Origin of the sequence: Marinobacter halodurans (assembly GCF_004327985.1) — a bacterium.
Taxonomy (GTDB): Bacteria; Pseudomonadota; Gammaproteobacteria; order Pseudomonadales; family Oleiphilaceae; genus Marinobacter_A; species Marinobacter_A halodurans.
This window is the reverse complement of the sequence record NZ_SJDL01000025.1, coordinates 43,526-66,682: the sequence shown is the minus strand read 5'-3', so window position 1 is coordinate 66,682 and position 23,157 is coordinate 43,526. Positions and strand designations below refer to the sequence as shown.

The 23,157-nt window shown below is 54.3% G+C and carries 22 protein-coding genes; 12 read left to right on the top strand and 10 right to left on the bottom strand.

Annotated elements, in window-relative coordinates; translation table 11 throughout:
- Positions 1-230: 230 nt before the first annotated feature.
- The 5 genes from EZI54_RS15340 (at position 231) to EZI54_RS15320 (ending at position 4,050) form a co-directional block, all read left to right on the top strand.
- Positions 231-1,244 (top strand): hypothetical protein, encoded by a 1,014-nt coding sequence (locus tag EZI54_RS15340; RefSeq protein WP_131482763.1) that lies wholly within the window; start codon positions 231-233, stop codon positions 1,242-1,244.
- Between the two features lie 22 nt (positions 1,245-1,266).
- Positions 1,267-1,503 (top strand): hypothetical protein, encoded by a 237-nt coding sequence (locus EZI54_RS15335; RefSeq protein ID WP_131482762.1) that lies wholly within the window; start codon positions 1,267-1,269, stop codon positions 1,501-1,503.
- Between the two features lie 17 nt (positions 1,504-1,520).
- The gene (locus tag EZI54_RS15330) at positions 1,521-2,534 is read left to right on the top strand and encodes a hypothetical protein (RefSeq protein WP_131482761.1); all 1,014 of its coding nucleotides are present in this window, start codon (positions 1,521-1,523) and stop codon (positions 2,532-2,534) included.
- A 432-nt stretch (positions 2,535-2,966) separates the two neighbouring features.
- Entirely contained in the window at positions 2,967-3,371 is a 405-nt protein-coding gene (locus tag EZI54_RS15325) for a DUF695 domain-containing protein (protein WP_207389234.1), read from the top strand.
- A gap of 160 nt (positions 3,372-3,531) precedes the next feature.
- Positions 3,532-4,050, top strand: coding sequence for a phosphoribosyltransferase (locus EZI54_RS15320; RefSeq protein ID WP_131482759.1), 519 nt, complete (start codon positions 3,532-3,534; stop codon positions 4,048-4,050).
- 144 nt (positions 4,051-4,194) lie between these two features.
- On the opposite strand, the gene ligD is transcribed toward EZI54_RS15320, so the two are convergent.
- Together ligD and EZI54_RS15310 are read right to left on the bottom strand one after the other, a co-directional pair.
- The gene (gene ligD, locus EZI54_RS15315) at positions 4,195-5,103 is read right to left on the bottom strand and encodes a non-homologous end-joining DNA ligase (RefSeq protein WP_131482758.1); all 909 of its coding nucleotides are present in this window, start codon (positions 5,101-5,103) and stop codon (positions 4,195-4,197) included.
- 90 nt (positions 5,104-5,193) lie between these two features.
- On the bottom strand, positions 5,194-5,793 hold the full coding sequence (locus EZI54_RS15310) for a DNA polymerase ligase N-terminal domain-containing protein (protein WP_131482757.1): 600 nt from the start codon (positions 5,791-5,793) through the stop codon (positions 5,194-5,196).
- Positions 5,794-5,952: 159 nt separating this feature from the next.
- On the opposite strand from EZI54_RS15310, the gene EZI54_RS15305 reads away from it, so the two are divergent.
- The 3 genes from EZI54_RS15305 (at position 5,953) to EZI54_RS15295 (ending at position 7,732) form a co-directional block, all read left to right on the top strand.
- The gene (locus tag EZI54_RS15305; RefSeq protein ID WP_131482756.1) at positions 5,953-6,240 is read left to right on the top strand and encodes a hypothetical protein; all 288 of its coding nucleotides are present in this window, start codon (positions 5,953-5,955) and stop codon (positions 6,238-6,240) included.
- Between the two features lie 109 nt (positions 6,241-6,349).
- A complete protein-coding gene (locus tag EZI54_RS15300) occupies positions 6,350-6,985 on the top strand; it encodes a glutathione S-transferase family protein (protein ID WP_131482755.1) in 636 nt (211 codons plus the stop codon).
- 99 nt (positions 6,986-7,084) lie between these two features.
- Positions 7,085-7,732, top strand: coding sequence for a glutathione S-transferase family protein (locus EZI54_RS15295; RefSeq protein WP_131482754.1), 648 nt, complete (start codon positions 7,085-7,087; stop codon positions 7,730-7,732).
- A gap of 185 nt (positions 7,733-7,917) precedes the next feature.
- On the opposite strand, the gene EZI54_RS15290 is transcribed toward EZI54_RS15295, so the two are convergent.
- Positions 7,918-8,418 (bottom strand): MarR family winged helix-turn-helix transcriptional regulator, encoded by a 501-nt coding sequence (locus tag EZI54_RS15290; RefSeq protein WP_207389233.1) that lies wholly within the window; start codon positions 8,416-8,418, stop codon positions 7,918-7,920.
- Between the two features lie 71 nt (positions 8,419-8,489).
- On the opposite strand from EZI54_RS15290, the gene EZI54_RS15285 reads away from it, so the two are divergent.
- Together EZI54_RS15285 and EZI54_RS15280 are read left to right on the top strand one after the other, a co-directional pair.
- The gene (locus EZI54_RS15285; protein ID WP_131482752.1) at positions 8,490-8,954 is read left to right on the top strand and encodes a hypothetical protein; all 465 of its coding nucleotides are present in this window, start codon (positions 8,490-8,492) and stop codon (positions 8,952-8,954) included.
- Positions 8,955-9,198: 244 nt separating this feature from the next.
- Positions 9,199-9,813: a LysE family translocator gene (locus tag EZI54_RS15280; RefSeq protein ID WP_131482751.1), complete on the top strand. Its 615-nt coding sequence runs from the start codon at positions 9,199-9,201 to the stop codon at positions 9,811-9,813.
- Between the two features lie 48 nt (positions 9,814-9,861).
- On the opposite strand, the gene EZI54_RS24840 is transcribed toward EZI54_RS15280, so the two are convergent.
- From EZI54_RS24840 to EZI54_RS15255, 5 genes are all read right to left on the bottom strand, one after another.
- Positions 9,862-12,693, bottom strand: coding sequence for an ATP-binding protein (locus EZI54_RS24840; RefSeq protein ID WP_207389232.1), 2,832 nt, complete (start codon positions 12,691-12,693; stop codon positions 9,862-9,864).
- Between the two features lie 98 nt (positions 12,694-12,791).
- On the bottom strand, positions 12,792-13,748 hold the full coding sequence (locus EZI54_RS15270; protein ID WP_131482749.1) for an ABC transporter substrate-binding protein: 957 nt from the start codon (positions 13,746-13,748) through the stop codon (positions 12,792-12,794).
- Between the two features lie 9 nt (positions 13,749-13,757).
- The gene (locus EZI54_RS15265) at positions 13,758-14,717 is read right to left on the bottom strand and encodes an ABC transporter substrate-binding protein (protein ID WP_131482748.1); all 960 of its coding nucleotides are present in this window, start codon (positions 14,715-14,717) and stop codon (positions 13,758-13,760) included.
- Positions 14,718-15,106: 389 nt separating this feature from the next.
- Complete coding sequence (locus EZI54_RS15260) at positions 15,107-16,918, bottom strand: putative bifunctional diguanylate cyclase/phosphodiesterase (RefSeq protein ID WP_131482747.1); 1,812 nt, start codon at positions 16,916-16,918, stop codon at positions 15,107-15,109.
- Positions 16,919-17,365: 447 nt separating this feature from the next.
- Positions 17,366-18,172, bottom strand: coding sequence for an NAD(P)H-dependent oxidoreductase (locus tag EZI54_RS15255; RefSeq protein WP_131482746.1), 807 nt, complete (start codon positions 18,170-18,172; stop codon positions 17,366-17,368).
- Positions 18,173-18,290: 118 nt separating this feature from the next.
- Here EZI54_RS15255 and EZI54_RS15250 point away from each other — a divergent pair, with 118 nt between their 5' ends.
- Positions 18,291-19,205 carry a LysR family transcriptional regulator gene (locus tag EZI54_RS15250; RefSeq protein ID WP_131482745.1) on the top strand — a complete coding sequence of 305 codons (915 nt, stop codon included), beginning with the start codon at positions 18,291-18,293 and terminating at the stop codon, positions 19,203-19,205.
- A 59-nt stretch (positions 19,206-19,264) separates the two neighbouring features.
- On the opposite strand, the gene EZI54_RS15245 is transcribed toward EZI54_RS15250, so the two are convergent.
- On the bottom strand, positions 19,265-20,023 hold the full coding sequence (locus tag EZI54_RS15245) for an FMN-dependent NADH-azoreductase (RefSeq protein WP_242674487.1): 759 nt from the start codon (positions 20,021-20,023) through the stop codon (positions 19,265-19,267).
- A gap of 5 nt (positions 20,024-20,028) precedes the next feature.
- Here EZI54_RS15245 and EZI54_RS15240 point away from each other — a divergent pair, with 5 nt between their 5' ends.
- Complete coding sequence (locus EZI54_RS15240; protein ID WP_131482744.1) at positions 20,029-20,895, top strand: LysR family transcriptional regulator; 867 nt, start codon at positions 20,029-20,031, stop codon at positions 20,893-20,895.
- A 27-nt stretch (positions 20,896-20,922) separates the two neighbouring features.
- On the opposite strand, the gene EZI54_RS15235 is transcribed toward EZI54_RS15240, so the two are convergent.
- Positions 20,923-23,031 (bottom strand): dehydrogenase, encoded by a 2,109-nt coding sequence (locus tag EZI54_RS15235; RefSeq protein WP_131482743.1) that lies wholly within the window; start codon positions 23,029-23,031, stop codon positions 20,923-20,925.
- Between the last annotated feature and the right edge of the window lie 126 nt (positions 23,032-23,157).

The following is a 23,157-nucleotide window of genomic DNA, read 5'->3' as shown; positions in this document are numbered from 1 at the left end:
CTGCCGGTCGGCAGGCAGGAGTTACGCTATGAATGGCAGGCCAAAGCTCAGTATCGGGTAACGCTGAAAGGAAAGCCGTTTGCCTTTCCGGCACCACCTCCGAAGGATACGACTCGGTATGATCCGAAAAATGACGAGTTCACCACGCCGGATTTCACCGACGATGATCAACTCTTCTGGGTTAATGGCTTTGCCAAACCCGGTTCAGTCTGATGTCGGAAGCTGAAACAATGACCGAAAATTACTATGGACCCCAGGCCTATCGCTCGGACCGGATTCCGGAGCAGAAGCGACAAGTTTCTGACCCAGGCAGATCTTGGTTTAACCGGAAATTCGACATGCGACTGCCTTGGGGGCAAACCGAAGAAGTCGCTCCATATCAATATATGGATGATTATTCTCCGAAGATGATGCGAGACATTGAGTCAAAGCCGACTGGCTTTGAAAATATCGACTTTCACCAACGGATCGATCAGGAAAGATACCGACACGCCACTCCAGCATTAAGAACCAAACTGTTGTTTTTGCTCGGAGGTTTGGGAAGCCCATATTTAATGGCTTTTATAGCCTTACCTATGCTTTTGGTTTATGCAGTCGATTTTAGTTCTCGTCCGGGAGAAATGGGGTTTCTGGAGCATCTATCCAGTTTTCTACCCTTTGCAGGATACATTTATGCACCGCTTATTGGCTGTTGGGCTTTGCCAAATTTGATGTTTAGGTTTTTCCCAAAATGGTCCATCAAGCCGGGAAAAGGCCCCAAATGGGAACTCAACCGCCGTACCGGTCTCGTGACGGTCTACCAACACAGCAAGAAGGGCTCACCCGAAGAGGAACAGGCACCTTTCTACGAGTTCGACGCCTACCTCACCAACGAAATGATCCCACCCGGCCAGGTGGTGCATACGCTCTATCTGGTCCACCGTTACCGTCCCATCCTGCTTCCCATTGGCAACCTGATCGGGAAGACCACGGGCGAGGAATGCTTTGCCCTGTGGGACATGTTCCAGAACTTCATGGATACCAGTCGGCCCTTGCCGGATATCCCGTTGTGGGAGGAATTCCGCTCGAAGGATCCCATCACCGCCGAACACGATCGCCAGACAGGGCGCCCGGCCCGCTATTGGCGGGATATGGACGACGAGACCTGGAAGCAGAAGGAAAGTGAGATGATGTCGAAGGTACGGAGCCTGACCACGCCCCATCGGCCCAACCTGATGCGTCAGCATGTTCGGTATGTGAGCTGACCTGAGGTCTCCGAGAGCCGCCGTGAACCTTGGCCTCGTCCCGCGTTTGCCTGCTGGAGAGCACGAGCTGCGCTATGAATGGCGGGCCAAGGCCCAGTATCGGGTAACACTGAAAGGAAAGCCGTTTGCGTTTCCGGCACCACCCCCGAAGGACACGACCCGGTACGATCCGAAAAATGACGGGTTCACCAAACCGGATTTCACCGAAGATGATCAACTCTTCTGGGTCAATGGCTTTGCCAAACCCGGTTCAGCCTGATGTCGGAAGTCAATGCCATGACTGAAAATTACTATGGCTCTCAAGCCTATCGTTCAGACCGAATCCCAGAGCAGAAGCGGCAGATTTCCGACTCGGGTCGATCTTGGTTTAATCGAAAGTTCGACATGCGACTGCCTTGGGGGCAAACCGAAGAAGTCGCTCCATATCAATATATAAATGACTATTCCCCGAAGGTGATGCGCGATATTGAGTCAAAGCCTACCGGCTTTGAAAATATCGATTTCCACCAACGGATCGATCAGGAAAGATACAGGCACGCCACTCCGGCTTTCAGAACCAAGTTGCTGTTTCTGATAAATGCCTTTGGTAATCCTTATGCCATGGCTTTTATCTTCTTCCCAGTTGCCCTCACGTACTTGGCTTTGTTAGTCAAGAATCCAAACAATATGGGAGCACTCAATATTTCAGTGTCTTATATATCTGTTGTTGCCTGGATATACGGGCCGCTGATTGCTTGCCGAGTGATCCCCAGCTTCATATTCCGGTTTGCTCCAAAATGGTCTATCAAGCCGGGGAAAGGACCCAAGTGGGAACTCAATCGCCGTACCGGTCTCGTAACGGCCTATCACCACGACAGGAAGGGCTCATCCGAAGAAGAGCAGGCACCCTTCTATGAGTTCGACGCGTACCTCACCAACGAGATGATCCCGCCCGGCCAGGTCGTGCATACCCTCTACCTCGTCCACCGCTACCGTCCCATCCTGCTTCCCATTGGCAACCTGATTGGGAAGACCTCGGGTGAGGAGTGCTTCGCCCTGTGGGACATGTTCCAGAACTTCATGGATACCAGTCGCCCGCTGCCGGATATCCCGTTGTGGGAGGAGTTCCGGCCCAAGGACCCGGTCACTGCCGAACATGATCACCAAACAGGGCGCCCGGCCCGCTATTGGCGGGATATGGACGACGAGACCTGGAAGCAGAAAGAAAGCGAGATGATGTCGAAAGTACGGAGCCTGACGACACCCTATCGGCCCAACCTGATGCGTCAACATGTGCGGTATGTGAACTGATCAGGGACCTTTGACGGCTGCCGGAAACCGGGACAGACTGAACTAACCCCGGTTTTGGTTCGCTTCCAGTCATGAGGCTCGTATTTCGAGGTACACGTAAACAGGGTAGCGAGGTCAAATTTGTAGTGCGAACTCAGGGGGCTATCTCTGCAAGCGCACAGGAGGAGTCTGCACAGGAGTTGGTTCGCGATCTGCAGGGTCGGATTGAAGGCGCAACCGTCGTAGACGGCCGATCGTCCAAAATGTGAGACAAATGCTGAGCGTAGGCCAGGGATTTGCGTCTTCTTGCCTGACAAATCGTTGGACCACTACAGAGGGACGTTATGTTCCGGGAGGCGAGTCGTGCTTGGGAAATTGTTCGGTAGAAAAAAGGACGAGTCTCTTAAAGAAAACGAGGTGCGTATAGTCCTTCCAGAGGAGTCATACACGCTGATGGAGTGGAAAGAGGATGGCTTGCCTTGTATTGGCATGCTCAATTCCGCACTCAAGGACTTTCAGCACAAAAATATCTTTGGCTGGCATCTTTCGGTGATCATCGACTTTGAGGAACTGATCGAGAACGGAATGCCCTCGGAGGAGGAGAGGGACATTGTCGATCCATTCTGCGACCAATTGGACGAGGAAATTAAGGCAGGTGGAAATGCGCTCTTCCTGGTCAGAGAAACATGGAACAAAACACGACGTTTGGTCTGGAGGGTTTACGATCCAGAAATCGCCCACCAACATCTACAGTACATAGCCGATTATCATCGCTATCCTCGGCCTTTTGATTGGCGCATGGAGCAAGACCTTGAGTGGGACCAGGCCGCTTGGTATTTCGAGCAACTAAAAACATAGCAAGTGCATCAAATTCGTTCCGAGTAAACCGGGACCGGTTTATCTAGTTCACCGCCAACTTGTAGAAAACAGTTATGGCCCGGTTTCGGGCCGTGGAATGGTGAGCCCTCTTTGGGTTTTCTTCAGCCTCGTTATCAGTCAATCAATGGAGCGGGAAGCCATGATCAACAAATGCATCGGCGAGATGGTTCTGGGGCCGCAGGCGATTCAGGAGGGGGTGGAAGCCGTTGCCAGCCAGCTCAATGAGCAATTCACGGATGCCGTGCTGATCGTGGTCGTTCCTGGCGGGATTTTCTTCGCGGCCGACCTCGCGAGGCTGCTGAAGTTCGAAGTCAGTATTGATTATATTTCATGCCCCCATGAGCCGGGCAAGCGAAGCAACGAGTCTGAAATTGTTTATCACAGGAACATCGACGTTGAGGGAAAGGACGTCATCGTTGTTGATGATGCCATCGAGTCGGGCGGAACCATGAAGCGGCTGGTTCACTACCTCTCCACAAATTACCGCCCCCGCTCGTTGTCGACTGCAACCTTGCTTGTTAAACCCGGTCGCGTGGAGATCCCCGTTCGGCAGCACTTTGGGTATGAGATGCCGAATGATGACCTGCTTGTCGGGTACGGGTTGCCCTGGGAGAACAGGTTCCGGAACTTGCCGTACGTGTCGAAGCTGGTTGGGTAGTGAGGTGTTTCGATAACCGGCAAATGCAGCTGAGCGTGGACTTCCCTGGGTCCGATGAGTCTGCGATGCACGGAGGCAGCTCACTAAAAGCGAACGCGTCCAGCGAGCTTTTTTGAGACTTGGTCCTCCGGCAGCGCCCTGGTTTCAGTCACTCCTGTCCAACGCCCTTGCGAGCGTTGCTGGTTTAACCGCATGTCGATGCAGGTCGGTCCAGGGATCCCTCTTGTTGGCCAGCCGTTGCCGGATATTGCCCAGGTTATAGCGCTGGGCATGAAGGTTCCTGTCGCCCAGCTCTGACCAGTCCAGCGGGGTGGCCACCGGTGCGCCGGGTTTTGCACGGACCGAATAGGGCGCCACTGCTGTCTGGCCAAAGGCGTTGCGAAGCACATCCAGGTACAGGCGGCCACGACGCTTGTTGATCCGTTGCTCCGTCGTCAGTTTCTCCGGGTGTTGGTCCGCAAGACGATCCGCCAGTTTCTGCGCCAATCCACGCACTTCGTCAAATGAGGCTTCAGGTCGTAGCGGCGCAATCACGTGCAGGCCTTTTGATCCGGTCGTCATGACGTGAGGTGTTGCCCCCAGGTCCCGCATCGCCTGGCCGATCCACTCGGTGCCCTCCCGGACCAGCTCAAAGTTCCCTTCGGGCGGGTCCAGGTCAAATATCATCAGGTTCGGGCAGGCGGAGACTGCCTGTCGACTGAGCCAGCGGTGAAGCGTTATAGCGCCCTGATTGGCAAGATAGACAAGCGAGGCTCGATTGTTGGCGATCACATGTTCGACGACGCCCGTATCGCCGCCGTGATCGATGGCCATACCCGGCAGCCAGTCGGGAAAATAGTCGGCCCGGGATTGTTGGAAGAAACCGCTGGAATCAATGCCATCGGGAAAACGGTGCAGGGTGAGCGGGCGATCCCGGAGATGGGGCAGCATGGCATCCGCTATCTTGTCGTAATAGCCCACCAGATCCCCCTTGGTGAACCCGTCATCCGGGAACAGGATCTTATCCAGGTGGCTCAGTTCAACCGTATATTTCCCATAGGTCTGAGTCGTCATGAGCGGGCTCCCGCTGTTTCCTTGATGACGTCTTCAGGGGATTTGTCGTGGCGCAGTTGCCGTTGGGTTTCTGTCAGGGTTGTCCGCCAGTCAATCATCGGGCTTCTCCGCTTTGGCAATGGCGTGCAGGGTTCGCCCTGATTTGACGGATTTGTTCTCGGTGGAAACCGGGTTACGACGGGCGTCGGCATGGTCATCGTTCGTCTTGATGAGCAGCCACTGCGGCTTCTTGCCCTCCCGGAAGCGTTTGAGCGCAAATCCGCCCGACAGCTTTTCACCTTCCAGCCAGACTTCAATGAGACCGTCGCGGTGAGCATCGGCCATGGAGGTTGGTTTGTCGCCTTCCTCGCGCAGGTTGCGATAGGTGCCGCGGTCCCAGACCATGACTGTGCCCGCGCCATAATGGCCCTCCGGAATGACCCCCTCGAAATCGGCATAATCGAGAGGGTGATCCTCAACCTCAATCGCAAGCCGCTTGTCGGAAGGGTCAAGCGATGGGCCCTTGGGAACAGCCCAGGATTTCAGGCTGCCATCGATAGCCAGGCGGAAATCAAAGTGAAGCTGACTGGCATCATGCATCTGAATGACGAACTGATTCTCTTTCCTGGACGGCCGATGACGTCTGTGATCGGGCTCGCCACTTTGACGGGTATTGCGTTTGCTGCTGTATTCGCTTTGGCGGTCACTCAAGGGTGTCTCCCTTAACGTTGGGATTCGGCCCAGCGATATCGATCGTTGCGAGCGCTATAAGCCGGGAGAGATTTGGTTGATTTGCTGTCAACTTGCGGCAATAAGTTGTAGAAAATAGTTCTGTCCTGGTTTCGCGGTCGCTAACTGTGCGAGGAAGACATGAGCGACTGGCCATTTGATCAACCCGAAAATTGCTCTGCTATAACAAGTAAGGATATCGCGTTTGACGGTGCGCCAATTCTTCAAGTGTTTCACGACGAAGATGATCACGGCTGGCAGTTTTTAGGATTGGGCGAACCCGTTCCGGAGAATACAGCCATCATCTGCATGGCCGGGATCGTCAAGCTGGATCCTTCAGTGAAAGAGGTTGCTCACATTGAGCCTGGATGGTTTGCCTGGCAAGAGCAAGTTGCGGATAAATGGAAAATCGAAATACTGGAGGGGTAAGCTCGTTAACCGGTGCAGGCACGGCGATGCCCATGACATTGCGCCTTCGGTTTCATTCCATGGATACGCATGCCGCAATTGTTGGACGGCTTGCCGGGAGGGTTAGAGAATGAGCGAATTGACGATCTGGACCTACGACTGGGTACCCGAGGGGCCTCGTGGTTTTGTGCGCGATCTGAGGTTGCGATGGGCCTGCGAGGAAGCCGGGCTGCCATACGCCGTGCAAACGGTCCCGTTTGACGGTCGCGAGACCAATCATCTTTCGAGCCAGCCTTTTGGGCAGGTTCCGTTTTTGAGTGACGGAGAACTGCAGATGTTCGAAAGCGGCGCCTGCCTTCTGCACCTTGCCTGGAAATCCGACACGCTGATGCCGTGTGACGAGGCTGGACAAGCGCACACGCTGCAATGGGCCATTGCAGCACTCAATTCGATCGAGATGGTCAGCGTGCCTTGGTGGTTTCTGACGATTTCCGGCAATGCCGACAATGACCTCGCAGGGTGGATGGGCAAGCGCCTTTATCAACTCGAGGATGTCCTGGGTGAGCGAGATTGGCTCGCGGCGGGCCGCTTCACGGTTGCGGACCTGTTGATGGCTGACGTCCTGCGCGTGCCGAAGGTACGCACTTTCGGCAACCGTCCGGCCTCGGAAGCCTATGTGGCACGTCTAACCGACCGTCCGGCGTTCAGGAAAGCCTACGCGGATCAGATGGCACACTTCGAGCAGGCCGACGAGACGCGGGCCTGATCGGTGTCCCGGCCGACCGACCACCCGCTGCGCTCGCTTGGGCGTTGTTATGGGCGGCACGCGCTTGCTTCGGTAATCCAATTCAGGATGAGATGAAGGATGAAGATCAAACTGTATGGCCATCCATTCGCCGCGTTCGTGTGGAAGGCTTTGATCGCCGCCTACGAGAGAGGCGTGCCCTTTGATTTCTGTATGATCGATCCCGACCACACCGAAAACGCGGCTCGTATTGCCGAGTTGTCTCCGACGGGACAGTTTCCGGCCCTTACGGATGGCCATATCGAGGTTACGCAGTCCAATTCGGTGATCGAGTACCTGGACCGGTTTGGCCACGCTCCCACGATGATTCCAGATGATCCGGATGCTGCGCTGACGTCCCGTATGCTGGCCTCTGTGTTCGATTCCTACATTGCCGAGCCGATGCAGCAAGTCGTGGGCGAGGCGCTGCGTCCGGAGGACCAGCAGGATTCGCGTCGTGCCGCAGAAGCCAGGGTCGTGCTGGATAAATCCTATGCGTGGCTGTCTGCCCGCATTGGCGCTGGCTGGGCCAACGGTGATCGTTTCAGTATCGCGGATTGCGCCGCAGCTCCCGCCTTGTTCTATGCCGATTGGGTGCATCCCATTCCGGAAGGTGCGCTCAAATCCTACCGGAAGAGGTTGTTGGAACGCCCGTCCGTGGCGCGCGTGGTCGATGAGGCGCGACCCTACCGCCACCTGTTCCCGCTCGGTGCACCGGATCGTGACTGAGCCAACAAAGGCCTATGAGCCTTCCCGGAACGTAATGTCGCCAGGTCAGGGGCACCAGACCTTCATCGGTTCATTGGCCAACGGCTCAATGATCATGGGGTAGTCACGTTGAGTGCTGGTGGCGCATGCAGTCTCCGGCCCGGGTAGTTTCGTGCTCGGCAATATGCCGGGGCCGTCAGCTTGAGCTACGTGCGGCTTGCGCCTGAATTCGAGCCGAGCTTCCCGGTCTCGGTGCGCAATCGTTCGGCGTTACGCGAGAGGAAGTCCGCGATAACGGCGAGTTCGCTTTCGGAGTAGTCTTCGTAGAGTCGTGTGAGCGATTGGCGCGTCGATCCGAGTAGGCGTTCGGCACGATCGACCGCCTCAGCCGCCGGTGCGACCACGACACGCCGGCGGTCGGCCGGGTCACTGATACGTCGGACGTACCCCTTTTTCTCAAGCCGGTCCACCAGGTTCGTCACGGACGCTGTGGCAAGGCCGGTGTGCTTTGCGATGTCGCCTGCCGTCATTGGGCCCTCGCGATCGAGAGCGCCCAGCGTTTTGTAATCCGTCGCGTTCAGGCCCAGCAGACGCGCCACCGTCGCGTGGAAAAGCACGGTCGCATCGCTGTGCTCCCGGCCCACCTTCGCCAACCGGGCGAGAAGGTCCTCGCGCGACTTTCGTTGATCTTTCTTTAATTTTGACACCATTACCTCCGGTTACTAATATTACGGTCTACCGAGATATATGGCAATCTTCAGATCCGCAGGTGAGTGTCATGGAGAACATCCTGATCGTCCCCGTTGGCCTTGCGATGGCTTTAGCGCTGCTCACTCTGGGCGGAGGTCTATACGAGTTCAGCGTGCTTGACCCGGCTTGGCCAAAGAGGCCCGAGTTGATTCAACCGGCCCGGGGCGGCGTTTCGCGCAAGCGGTTCTGGATCCCGGCGCACGTCGCGTTTGAGCTGATGCTCATCGTCTCGCTGGTTCTCGGTTGGTCCCATGCCGATGTGCGCCTGTATCTGCTGATTGCCTTGGCCAGCCATGGGGTGATGAGGGTATGGTCTGCGTTCGACTTCATTCCAAAAGCGCTCGCGTTCGAACGAGCTGATCCGTCCGCCATCACGGAAGCGGCGGCACGGGCGTGGACCACTCGCAGTCTGTTGCGGCTGCCCCTGGACCTTGCCACGTGTGGCGCCATGCTTATGGCGTTTGCAAGAGCCGCTCAGCTCCAGTTGACCTGAGAGTGACAACAACCTTTACTTGCATGATGGCCCTACCCGGGGCTACAGCGGACAAACCGGGGTACCAGGACAGAGGGAGAGACGCGTATGCGGGGCGATGGGGTTGCAAAGCCGGATAACACCGCCGTGCGGATCGCGCTATGGCGGGCATTGCATGTGCGGGCAGACGTGTCGCCCCCCATACCCACGCAGTCCCTTTATAGCGGGTTATCTGAGTTCAAGCCTGATAGAGGAGCTATCGCTCATGTTCTCTGCTGAATTCCTGCTGACCTCTCTGGTTGTCGTTCTGATTCCAGGTACCGGTGTCATTTTCACCGTTTCCTCTGGCTTGATGCATGGGCGTCGTGCAAGCCTGTTTGCATCTCTCGGATGCACCCTTGGCATTGTCCCGCATTTGCTGGCCACTATTCTGGGCTTGGCGGCCGTCATGCATACCAGCGCGGTCGCGTTTCAGATGCTCAAGTATGCCGGGGTTGTCTATCTTCTGTACCTCGCTGTTGCGACGTGGCGCGATCGAAGCGCTTTCTCCGTTCAAGACGTGCGGCGCAAGGGTGGTGTGGCATCTCTGGTGCTCAGGGCGTTCCTGCTGAACATCCTCAACCCCAAGCTGACGATCTTTTTCCTGGCCTTCCTGCCCCAGTTCGTTGCGGCGGATTCCATGTCGCCACTGGGTCAGTTATTGGGCCTGAGTGCGGTGTTCATGGCGATGACCTTTGTTGTTTTCGCTCTCTACGGGCAGCTTGCCCATGCCTTTCGGACCGTCGTCATTGAGTCTCCCAGGGTTCAGGGATGGCTGCGCCGGAGCTTCGCGGCAGCGTTCGCAGGCCTGGGCGTTCAGCTTGCCCTGACGGATCGGTAAAGCCTGATAGCCCGGTCACGAGGAAGGGGCAGTGGTAGGGCGCGTCCACTATGTTGGGGACTCGTTATCCTTCTGTTGCAGCGCTTTCATCAGCGTCAGGTAGTCGAAGTTGCGGGCGAGATGGTTCAGTGTGGTTTGTAGCTGCTGATCGTGCGCTGAAACTCGTTTTATCGCAGAATCAATACGGTCAATCTCCAGACTTTCCAGGGCTTCAATGAGCTCCTCACGCAATGGGTCTGGCAACCCTTCGACCATCTCGGGTGTCAGCTTTGGGCGTTGCGTCTTCGGTTCGGGTGGCGCCTCGTATATGTATTCCACTCCCAGATGCTTCGATAGGCAGTCATAGATTTCGAGCGCCTTATACGGTTTGCGTATGTAGTCGTCCATGCCACCCGCGAGTAGTTGCCTGCGCTCTTCGGTAAATGCCGAAGCGGTGACAGCGACAATTTTTACCTCCTTACCTCCGGGCAATTCACGAATCCGTCGAGTTGCTTCCATTCCATCCATCACGGGCATGCGTCTGTCCATCCAGATGAAGTGGGGGTGCCAACTCTGGAAAATACGTATGGCTTCCTCTCCGTTGTCCGCAACCTTCGTCAAAAAGCCAACCGATTCAAGCAGTTTTGCCAGTAATGTTTGATTGTCGACTTGGTCTTCAACGATCAGGATTCGGTATCTGGGTTGCCCCGGGGCGAGGTGGACGACTTCGCCGTCCTCCGCCTGTTTCGGTTTGGGGAAGTCACTTTTCCGGGCTTCCTGCAATGGAAGGTCTACCTTGAACACCGAGCCTTTGTCCGGCGTACTTTCAAGCGTTATATGCCCCCCCATTAACTGGACCATCTGGCGGGTGATGGACAGCCCCAGCCCCGAACCCTTGCTGATAGCCTGTTCGCCAAGCTGTAAAAAGGGTTCGAATATGCACTGCTGGTCTTCGGGGGCTATACCGATACCGCTGTCCTCGACCTCGATCACCAGATGGGTCCTGGAATTTTTCCTGGTACCGAGGCGAATGGTCACGCCGCCCTCGTGGGTGAACTTGAGTGCGTTGCCAACCAGGTTGACCAATATCTGGCGCAGTCGTGACTCGTCGCCAACGATATAACGTGGGAAAAGCGATGTCTGGTCGAACTGCAGCTTAAGCCCCTTGTCCTGCGCACGCAGTTGCATCATGTCGTTGACCTCGAGCACCATGGCGCCGAGGTCGAATGGGGCATTTTCCAGTTCTACCTGCCCGGCCTCGATCTTGGCCATATCCAGCACATCGTTGATCAGGCTCAGCAGGTGATAGCCGCTACGGCTGATGATCTCGTTATTCCTGCGCAAGCTCTCCGAAAGGGAAGGGTCGCGTGACATCAGGCTGGAAAAGCCGAGGATCGCGTTCAAGGGGGTGCGTAACTCATGGCTCATATTGGCCAAAAACTCGCTCTTGGCTTTGTTGGCGCTTTCCGCCTCTGTCATGGCGGCTTTCAAGCTATCCGCGTATTGCTTCAGTGTCTCCTGGGTGTCTTCCACTTCTTTCAGGGCCTTCTGCAGTTCTTGCGTGCGTTGCTGCACGCTCTCCTCAAGCCCTTCGTTCATCTTCTTCAGTTCCAGTCGTGCATCTTTCAGCGCCTTCTCCCGAGCATCGATCTTCCTGGACATGGTATTGAACTGATGAGCCAGGTGGCCGATTTCATCCTGTCGTTTCACATCAAGCTCCACCGAGAAATCGCCGGATGCTATGCGATTGGTTGCGTCCATTAACTGCTTCAACGGTATGGCTACTTGCCTTTTCAGGAAAAAGTAGAGAATGAATATCTCCAACAGCAATGAAACCAAACCGATAATCAATATGACTCTGGCGGTCTTGAAAGCACCCTGGGAAATAATGGATTTTGGGAAAACGGTCACAAAATACCAGCCAGGCCCATCCAGCCTCGTTATGCCCAGGTATTCATCGTCTAGAACATTATCGATGACCCCTTCCTGATGACTGATGGTGAGCTCGTATATGTTTCTCAGGTTCTGGTCATTGGCCTCCAGAATTGAAAAGTTGCCTCCCTGGGATTGAATCGCATCCATGAATTCGGGATGTACAATTAATTTACCGCTGGCGTCGAATATAAGATTGTAGGTGCCGTCAAGATGCTGGGTAATGGTACGGTTAAACAGTTCATGCAGTAGAATGTCGTTGCTTACCGAGAGGATATGTTTTCCGTTCAAAATAATGGGGGTCGTGGAGGATACCATCCAGTTGTCCGCGGCAAAGTCATAATACAGGTTACTCCAGCTTGGGTCTGCGTCCACTTTCGAACCTTCGTCAATAACGACAACATCCTCGTTATTTGGATTGCTCAGGTTAATCTTGGAATTTATCTCCCATAGTCCCGTCTTCAATCCCCAGGGGATCTTCGGCCAATACATGAATATTCCATCTCCGGGAAATGAGACGTACAGGTTTGCAAATCGGTTATGCCATGCGGGGCCATATTGCGCCAACATATCGTAACCAACGATCATTGAACGCCTGAACGACAGCGGGAAGTCCGTACTGCCGTCAGTGCTTTTGGCGTAGTTGCTTCCCAACGTGCTGATGACCCCCGTTATTCCGTCTTGCTCAAAGAAACGGCTGTCTATGCGCAAGGTGCCATCGCTGTGCCGGTAAAACAGTGCCTCCAATCGCTGGTCAATATTGGCTATCTTTCGGCGTCCAAGGCGAGCTATAAAATCAGTGGCGAACGCCTTTTGATTATCCATTGCCAGGGTGAAGGGTATGCTTTCCCTTATGCCTCTCTGGGTGATGTACTCTTCCAAATCTTCAAGCGCCCTGCTTTTCAGGCTTGAGAAAACATAGATATAGGTGATAAGGGTAATAAAAAAAACAGCGACGGATATCCCCATGCAGATCTTTATCAGACTCCCTCTGGTAAGGGACTTTTTATAGTACGAGCTGTCTGTCATGCTCGCCTCGCTTTGTCAGGGCCGCCGTTCTATGCCGCTTAATCCGATATTGTTGCAAAGGGGGGCGGGGTCTGGATGCCCAGTCGCTTGCCGATTCTTGGATTGAAGAACAATTTGCCTTCTTTGTTGTGCGTCAGCGGTATTTTGCTGGGGGGGACGCCTTCCAGGACCTTGAGCGCTGCCTGGGCTGCCCAGGAACCCTGTTCAGCCGGAATGTTGGTAACACCCAGCAATGAATAAGGCATAACCCATCTATTCCATGATCCAACAGGTATCCTGGTATTGTCTTCCACAAACCGGATGGCTTCTGCATCGTTCCATCCGCTGATACCAACCTGATTAAGCATGATAGCCATGTCGACTTCGCTCTGGAGCTTGATAAACATCTCTTTCCATTCATGGAAGTTGCGTGCAAAGTATGCTTTTTTATAGTCTATCCCCAGAAGGTCTCGATGGTTGTCATATTCCTTTCGTGCCGTCAAAGTGTTTGCACCAATGAATCCGATGTCATCACCATCCGCATAATACTTTAAGTGCCTGACGATCTCGGGAACCAGCGTCACCTCCACCATGCCGGTAACATTTTTGGTCGGAAAACCATATGTGGATGCATCCCAGTTCACTGCACAGAATATAACGGGTAGATCGGTATCCCGATAATAGGGAACAATGACATACTTTGATGCATTATCATCACTGGCTATCAGTACATCCGGCTTGAATTGTTCAATAGTCGATTTTACCTCCAGGGCTTTGGCTTTGATAAATGTCTCGGATGTGTTGCGCTTTGTGTCCATGTGGACCACCTTTAGCTCCACCCCTGTGCCTTTCAATACATCCTTAGCGCCCTGAATGATTCCATCACTCCATTCAAAGCCGGCGTGATAGGAGTCAATAAAAAGTATTTTCTTTCCGGAATAGTTCGCGTCCGCCATCACAGCGACAGCGAAAAGCAATAGAAATGGAATGACTGATATTCGCAGGAGGCTTTTCATGACCTGTTCCTACTCTATGACAATAGATCCAGCCGGAGCGGTATCTATGCCGAAAATGTTACCCAGTTTCATATTGAAATACAGCTTTCCCTGTTTGTTATGAGTGATGGGGATTTTACTTGGTGGCGTACCATCAAGGATTTTAAGAGCTGCCTGGGCCGACCACTGCCCCTGCTCCTCCGGCATTTTTATAATGCCAAGAAGTGAGAATGCCATCATCCAGGTGTTGTTTGTACCGGTTGGAATGCTCGTGTTGTGCCTTACAAACTCAACGGCCTTTTCGTCGTCCCAATCGGATATGCCAGCATTATTTATGATTATGGCCATGTCCACCTGGCTTTGGAGTTCCATGTACATGGTTTTCCATTCAGAGAAACTTTTCGCCAGGTATATTTGGTCATACTTTATATTCAATATATCGGCATGGTATTGAATGTTCTTTCGGCTGGTTAGCGTGTCATCGCCAATAAATCCTATCCTGTTTCCGCGTGCATACTTTCTCAGCTGTTTTATGACTTGAGGCATCATTGAGACCTCAACCATGCCCGTTACGTTGTCGTAGGGAAAGCCATATACCGATGTGTTCCAGTTAAGGCCACAGAAGATGAAGGGAAGATCGGCATTCTTATAATAGGGCATGATCAGATACTTGGCGGCATTGTCGTCGCAGGCGATCACGACATCCGGCTTGAAGTTCTCTATTTCGGCCTTAACGTTCAGGGCAGCGGACTTCTTGAACGCTTCGGAGGTATTCCGCTTCGTGTCCATCTCAACCCGTTTCAGCTCGACCCCGGTGTCTTTAAGGACACTCTCTATACCTTTTACAATGCCGTCACTCCAGGGGTAACCGGCGTGGTAGGAGCCTACGTAAAGGATCTTCTTCCCAGTATAGGCTGCATCGGCGCTTGCCGGAATGGAAACCAGGGCGGCGAGAAGAGCAACGACTAAAAGAATTGTTTTTCTGGCCATGGCTGTGCCCTTATCTGATGATTCATTTCCCACTTGTTAATAGAGAGGGCGCGCTTCGGGTTAGACCGGTGCGCTCGGATTGAGCGGGTTGAAGGATGACCCGTTGGAGGTAACCCTTGAATGATCAGTGACAGCGGGAGCGTCGGTATTGGGATGCGGGTATTTGGACTGCAAAACACGGCCATGAAGAGAGCCATGTGGAATGGAACGACAGCGGCTCGTTCCGAAGTGTTGGGTGAAAATGAGCAGGCATTCATAAAGCCTTCCTTCTCGGCCTGGATGGCTAGCCGGGGCTAAATGGCATAACTATAGAAAATATTCCAGGTTTTCGTATCCAGGCCTCCTGATGCTGTTATCTCGCTTGGTTAATTCGCCAATGGATCCGCGAATTAACCAAGCGAGACGCTCGTGATACCTCTGTTCACTTCACTGCATTTTTCCAGGAACTCCTCTCCCGATACCGGTCGGCTATAAAGGAAGCCTTGCGCATAATCGCATCCCCGTGACCTCAGGAACTCTCTCTGGCGATTATGCTCAATCCCCTCAGCCACCACTTTCAGGTGGAGACTGTGTGCCATGGCAATAATGGCTGAAGGAATCGCATTTCCATGCTCTGTGCCAATATTCCTGATGAAAGTAATGTCGATCTTAAGGTCGTTGACCGGGAAATCCTGTAAATAGGCAAGGCTCGAATAACCCGTTCCGAAATCGTCCACGGAAAGTTGGATTCCAAAATCACTCAAGCGCTTTAATATATTCAGAATTGCTTCGCTATGCTCCATCAGCAGGCTTTCTGTGATCTCCAGTTTAAGGAGCGATGGCGGTATTCTAAATTCGTTGACAAGATGCTCGATGGTTTCTACAAAGCCCGTTGCGTGCAGTTGCGGGACCGAGATATTAACTGACATGCTTAGATCATCATACCCGGACTCAATCCATCGCTTTAGTTCCCGGCAACTTAGACGCAGCCCCAGCTCGCCAAGATCCTTAATCAAGCCCGTCGCTTCTGCAACAGGAATGAATTCTGCTGGTGAAACCAATCTACCATCACCTTGAGACCATCGCATAAGGGCTTCTGCACCTATGATTTTTCCTGTGTTGAGATCAACCTGCGGCTGATACTCTAAAAACAGTTCGTGATTTTCGATGGCGTCTCTCAACAGATTCGATAAATTAAGGTGGTCCTGCAAATGCCTGTTCAGTTCGGCGGTATACTGCCTTGCCTCCGCTCTGCCAGATTGCTTGGCATGGTGCATTGCCGTATCCGCATTACGCATGAGAGTATCTGCATCGGTTCCGTCGTCTGGATAGATGGCGATTCCAATACTTGCACTCGCGTGAATGGTGAGATCATTTATTATAAATGGCTTCCTGAATGAGTCAGTAATGTTTTTGACGATGAGCTCGATTTCTTGCTGGCAGTCTCGGGTCGGGAAGCAAAGCGCAAACTCATCACCGCCAAACCGTGCGATGGAGTCTTCGGCCCGTATAGCGCCTTTTAGTCTCTTGGAGACTTCAAGTATTAGCTTGTCTCCTATTTGATGTCCCAAGGAGTCATTTATAATCTTGAATTGATCAAGGTCAAGAAACATTAGGACGACTTTTTCATTTCGCCGTTTTGCTTGGACAAATAACTGGTTAAGACGATCCTCAAACAATACACGATTGGGTAAATCTGTTAATAGGTCATGCGTAGCGATATACCTGATTTGCTTCTCTGCTCGCAGTCGTTCTTCTATTTCATGGCGTAGTGAATTGTTGGCATCCACCAGTTCCTGCGTTCGCATTTTAATTCGCTGATCGAGTCTTTTACGTAAATCGGATAGTTCGAGATGCGTATTGACCCGGGCTATTAATTCAGCACAGTTTATGGGTTTTGTTATGTAATCTACTGCTCCCATAGCGAATCCGGCGATCTTTTCATCAGTATCTGTCAGGGCGCTTAGAAATATGATGGGAATATCAGCAAGATCTGGCTCCGATTTTATTCTTCGACATGTTTCGTAGCCACCGATGCCGGGCATCATGACATCCAGGAGTATAAGGTCTGGTTTTTTTAGATGAGTACGTTGAAGGCGTTGCAGCGCTTCCTCTCCCTGCTGGGCGACGGCAACGTTTAGATTTTCCCCTTCAAGGGAATCAACCAGCAGCTTGAGGTTACCGGGATTGTCATCGACTAATAGAACCGTTTTGCGTTTCATCTCAATTTTTATCTCAAAATCGTTGGATATGAGCGTTCTCTATGCTTTTTTCTACCAACGACTACCATACAATATCGTCAATGAATGGCCGTTATCTTCAAGTTATATGGAACAGGTCGATAATGCCAGTGCCCTTTTGGGGTATTTGCTCACTTATTGGCGGTCTCTCTGAAAGGTATAATCACAAAGAAAGCCGGGCAGGTTTATTTAACTGACTGATTTATTTGATCGGCTGTGGATCTGTAGGAAATGGTTCTCTCCCGGTTTCGCCGTTTCGTGCCTCAGATCCGTTAATGGGCGTGCGGTGAAGTGGATCTGGCGCTTAGGACCCCGGAAGAAGCTCCTACTTCATTGCGGCACCGGCACCTTCAAGAAAAGGCCATGCGGGGTCGGGAGGACAATCTATTCCGACAATTTACGGGCTTTTAGCACCGTTGCTGACAGATGTCAGGTCTGGCATTGATCAATGCCTTGATCAGCGCGCCCCTCGTCGACATGGATCGCCAGACCCGTTCTCCCTGAAGAGATGTGCCCCGCAAGTACGTGCCCCTCATAGTCACCGCCATTTTGGTGCCGGAACGGGATGGGAGCCTCGTCGAAGAGATGTTCGAGACGTGAACGCCAGGCGCTTATTTCCGCTTCCGCAACCGATGGTTCCAGTTTGCCCGTGCCATAGACGGCGTGGGTCGATAACACATCCATGCCCGGGAAGAAGAGGGCGCCGTGTGTGATGGGGAAGAGCAGCTCTTCCAGGGGGCCGTTGATGCCCCGGGGCGAATAGTCCTTGGCAGGGCCGCCCACCATGACGGAGAGCAGGGCCCGTTTGCCCTTGAGAATGCCGTCGCCATAGCGGTAGCGGTTGCCTTCCCCTTTGTAGCCATAGGCAAAGCCGTAGGCGTAAACCCGGTCAATCCAGCCTTTCAGGATCGCCGGCATGCCAAACCACCAAAGCGGAAAGTGAAAGATGACCGCGTCGGCGGCCAGCAGTTTTCTCTGTTCTTCCGCGACGTCCTGTGTCTGCTGTCGGGTCGCGTAGGCGTGCCCGGACTCCTGGATGAAGGCGAGCCGATCCTTGTTGATGCGGCAGGGAAAGTCCGCCTCGTCAAAGGTGGCTTTCCAGTTCATGCCATAGAGGTCGGATTGCATGACGGTGTGACCCAACTGCTCGAGCGTTCCAACCGTTTCCATCACGAAACGGCGGGTCAGGGAGGTGGGTTCTGGATGGGCGTAGACAACCAGGGCAGTCTTGTTCATTGCTCTGCTCCTTATCGAGGATTTGCCGGGGAAGCCGGTTTCTATAGATGCCGGAGTCAGCGTGCAATAGAATGAGCTATTGATGAAATCATTGGTTTTTTGTGCAGCTATATGAATTATGGATACCAAGAGGCTGGATCTCAATTTGCTGGCGACACTGGAGGCCTTGCTCGACGAGCAGAATGTCACCCGGGCAGCGGCACGCCTGCACATGAGCCAGCCCGCGGTCAGCGCCCAATTGAGTCGCTTGCGGGACCTGTTCGACGATCCTTTACTGATTCCCGCCCATCGCGGCATGATCCCGACCGCCAAAGCCCTGGAATTGCGGTCTCCGTTGCGCCTTGCGCTGGATCAGGTGAGGGACACGCTGACGACCCATCAGCATTTCGATCCTGGACAGACCAGCCTGACGATAACGCTGGCCTGTACCGACTATGTCCAGGCGGCTGTCGGTTTGCCGGTCATCAACACGTTGAGGCGTCAGGCGCCGGGGATAAGGATCGGACTGCGCCATCTGGAACCGGCCCGGTTGGAGGCCCAGATGGTCCGCGGCGAGGTGGATCTGGCGTTTATGACTCCGGAAGAAGCCCCTCCCACGTTGAGGCACCGACACCTGTATAACGAGACCTATGTGTTGGTGGGGCGCCCGGATCACCCGCGTCTTTTCGATGGCATGACCATTGGCGACTACGTCCAGTTGGAGCATGTCATCGTCTCGCTCAGTGGGGGCCATTTTTCAACGCCCGTTGATCAGGCCCTGAAAGTGCTGGGGTACTCGCGCAACGTCGTGCTTTCGGCAGCATCCTTCCTGCTGATTCCCGGGATCGTGACCCAGTCGGACCTCGTAGCGCTGGTGCCGCAGCGGTTGGTCAGGGATCGCAGGGATCTCAAGGTCGTTGCCTCACCGATTGAGTCGGCCGGATTTTCCGTGGGGATGGTGTGGAACGAGCGTAATCATGCTCACCCGGCCCAGAGGTGGGTGCGGGAGACGATCGGTCAAGCACTACAGGACGTTCCCGTTGGACTGGACTGAACCTCCGCGTGTTCGGGCTTGCCGGGCCCTGGATGGTACCGGCAAGTCGATATGTCGGGTCAGAAAAGGAGCGGAATCAGGCTCTCAATTTTCTCGATGGCTTCAGACCTGGACTGCCGGTGCCTCTCGTCACCAAACTCCTGACCTTCCACCTGGATCTCGAAGATTTCCTCAACTCCCAGATACTTTGATGCGGTCCGTATATGGGGTGTGAGATGGTTCATATGGGCTTTATTCTCACCTTCCCTGAATCCGTATTCGCCGCAGGACCAGAGAATGATCAGGGACTTTCCGCCCAGCAGGGGGCTGAGTGGTGACTCACCGCGAGCAGGGTCGAAATCAAAGGTCTTGTTTACTCGAATGACCTGGTCGAACCAGGCCTTGAGTGTTGCCGGCATACCGTAGTTATACATTGGGGTCGAGAGTACGATGAGATTGGCTTTGTCCACTTCGTCGATAAGAAGATCGGATTCCAGAAGTGCCTGTTTATGGGAATAGCCACGTTTATCTTCTTTTGTAAAGCATGACTCGATCCAGAACTCGCTGAGCATGGAAGGGGGATGTTTTCCAACGTCTCTATGGATAAGTGTGTACTCAATTCCTTTTGCATCCAGTTTTCCAAAGAAATGATCAGCCATTAACCGTGAAATGGAACGGTATGATTCATTCGCCTGATCCGCTGCGCGAGCGCTGGCATCAATTCTCAATATATTCATTAAGTCATCTCCTGGCGTTGCCTTGATTTCTTTTTTATTATCAAGTCGCTTGCGCGCACCGAACAAACCAGAATCCTGAAACTCAAGGTGAGAAAAAATCATCGCTTATGAAGCTACCTTCCTTGAACGCCGTTCGGTTTTTTGAGGCCTCGGCAAGACGGCAGAGTTTCAAGGTCGCTGCGGAGGAACTGAATGTCGGCCCGACGGCAGTTTCCCACCAGATCCGCAAGCTTGAAGAGTGGTTGGGGGTGGATCTTTTTCATCGTGAGGTTTCCGGCGTCACCCTCACGCCGGATGGGCAGGAACTGTATGGCGTGGCAAGCAGGGCCATGCGTGAATTGAGCGAGGTTGTTGCAAGGATCAGACAGGATCGGAGTGTCCTGACGATCAGGACCACGTCGTCCTTTGCTTCATTGTGGCTTCTTCCCCGTTTGGAAGTGTTTCATGAAAACGTTCGCTCAACGGAATTGGAAATTGTTTCCGGAGAAGTGGCAGAGATCCGATCCCGGGAAAGAATCAATGAACTCAGTATCCGGTTTGGCGATATCACCAATATAGATCCGGACCTGGTTCTCACTCGGGAGCAATATAACTTATACGGTTCACCGGCTTATATTGAGTCGAACGTTGACGTTTCAAAAGGATTGGCGGTATTTGTCAGTAAGTGGAAGAACCCCGGTTTACCCAGGGTGCCGATAGAAGCATTCAGGGAAACGAACGCCCTGAGCGACGAGCTCATTAAGGAATCCGAATTCGACCAGGAGCTTTTTGGGGTTCAACAGGCGATTGCCGGTAGGGGACTGGTGTTCGCTTCGAAAACGTTGTGCGATCATTTGGTGCGCGATGGTCTCCTGGTCGAGTCCCGTTTCTTACCTGTCGATTCAAGACTTGGGTTTTATTTAAACGAAGGGGCCGATAATAAAGGTTTGGCGGCCATCCGGTTTATCGAGTGGATTAAGTCTGCCATTGCGTAGAAAGTCGAATGACGGCCGCAGTAGCGCTCAAGGCTTTCGATTGCAGGGGACCTCGGCAGATACGTCGTGCGACTGTGTTGCTGGATCATCCAGCAACTGTTCCGGGACGGAAAGCTGTCGCACGCGTTCAAAGTCCTCATCCGTAAACGCACCGTTCACGCCGGAAATCGCCGCCAGCTTCATGCCGTGTTTCAGCCCCAGCTTGTAGATTTCCTGCACCTTCCCCCACTCGATGTGCCGCCCCAGTGTGTAATTCTCGAAGCGGCCTTCCAGCGCGAGCACGATGGTTTCGGCGAGGCAGGCGTAGACGATGCCGGGAGGCAGGCCAATGTCTTTCATCTGGACGTTGCCGGGCAGTTCGATCTCGCCGGATTCGATGACGAGGACATCCGGTCGCCTGGCCACGTCTTCGGCAGAGATGTCCAGCGGACGCGCCACATCCGTGATCACGCAACCCGGCTTCACCTTCATGATGTCGAGAATACGCTTGCCGGCGCCGGAAGTGGCAGTGACGATCATGTCCATGTCCGCCACGTCCTTGTCCGCTGTCGCGGCCACATGTACCCGGGCGCCCGGGGTTTCCTGTTCGATGCTTTCCTTGAGGGCCAGCAGCTTGGCCGGCTCCGGCGAGGCGAGATAGATGGTCTCCACGGCTTTCGCCAGTAACCGGGCGCATACCGAGCCGATGGCCCCGGTGGCCCCGACCACCATGGCATTGCCGGCGAGCTTGCCGCTCTCGCCGACACGCACCCGGCCGATGCGGCGGGCCGCTTCGTGCGCGGCCCAAAGGGCGCCGGAGGCGCTATAGCTGTTGCCGGTGGTGATGGGTAAGGGGGCCTGTCGGGCCACGGTGACGCCGGCATCGCCCACTACCTTGGTGAACGCGCCCAGCCCCATGATTTGTGCCCCGAGTTTTTTCGCCAGCCTGGCGGCGGCCAGCAGGCGTTCGTAGGTGAACTCCGGTCGGTGGGCCATGATTTCATGCGGTGTACCGCCCACGGTGATCAGCCAGCCCTCGGCTTCGTCCCCGGTGGGCGAGTGAATGCCGGACACTTTGGAATAGACGAAGGGTGGGGTATAAGCCACGGCCTTCTCCACCAGATTCATGATTGGCTTGGGGGAGACTTCCGAGATCCAGTCCAGCGGATGCGCCCTGGTGAGGTATTGCTGGGACAGCGGGTGGATCACGAAGGCGAACCGGTTCACCCGTCGATAGCCGTCCGGGTACAGGATCCGTGGTTCGATGCCCGTGGCGTGGATGGCCTGGAGAAAGTCGTCGGCGCTCAGCTGTTCCGGGGTGCGGGAGTGTGTCGCGCAGATCAGTGCCTCCAGGACGTTCACACCGACCGGGTGGCCAGCCAGCCAGGGGCTGTCGTCCACCACCATGGCGACCTTGTGCGCTTTCATCCAGGCCAGCGTGTCCCCGGTGACCCGGGATGTCATGAGGGTTTTGCCGTCCAGATCCGTTTTTCCCAGCAAAGGGAGTTGATCCGGGCTGACAACGATGATGTGGGATTCCGCCACCGCATGACGTATGGCACCGTCAGACAGCGGTTTACCGAGTTTCCAGATCGGATTGTGCGAGATCGTGCGGCGCAGCCACCGGGTAGCGGGGCGTTCGAGAAGCTTGTCGGCCATTGTGGAATAGGTGTCCATCTGGTCGAGCGATGTCAGCAGGCGGGGAATCCCAAAATCCAGGGACGGGTTGGCGAAGGCCAGGTTGTCGGTGTGTTCTTTAAGCGCCCGGGCGATGGGGTAATGACTGCGGCCATCCAGGATGAGCACCCGGGCGTTATCGAAGAAGTGCCCCAGCGTGGTCTGTACGTGACGAACCGCCCATTCCTGCAACAGGCCCCGCAGGCCTTCTCCGGTGCCAATGCAGGCATCCGGCGCCCGTTGTTTCAGGTAGGCGACCTTGGCTGCTTTGCTGGCGGGAAGCGTGCCGCTGGCGGTGTCCGGAAAACTGAGGCCGATGGCATCCACCTGGAACCGAACGCTTTCCAGCAACCGCCCGGCATTCTCCAGATCCCCGTTGGCTCCGAGGCGCATCACTTTGACAGGCTCGCCGAGAAAGTGGGTCTCGAGGGTGTAGTCGTCTTCGGACGATCCGAGGCTGATGCTGGCGATGGATTTCATGACGGTCCTCAATCCGGCGCAGGTTGCCTTCTTAAGAATAAGCTAATGTTAGGGCCTTGGCTCGGGGTATGGAACCGGCTACATCATCGTGCCCACCTCCAAGGGGGGCACTGGCGGGGGAGGGGC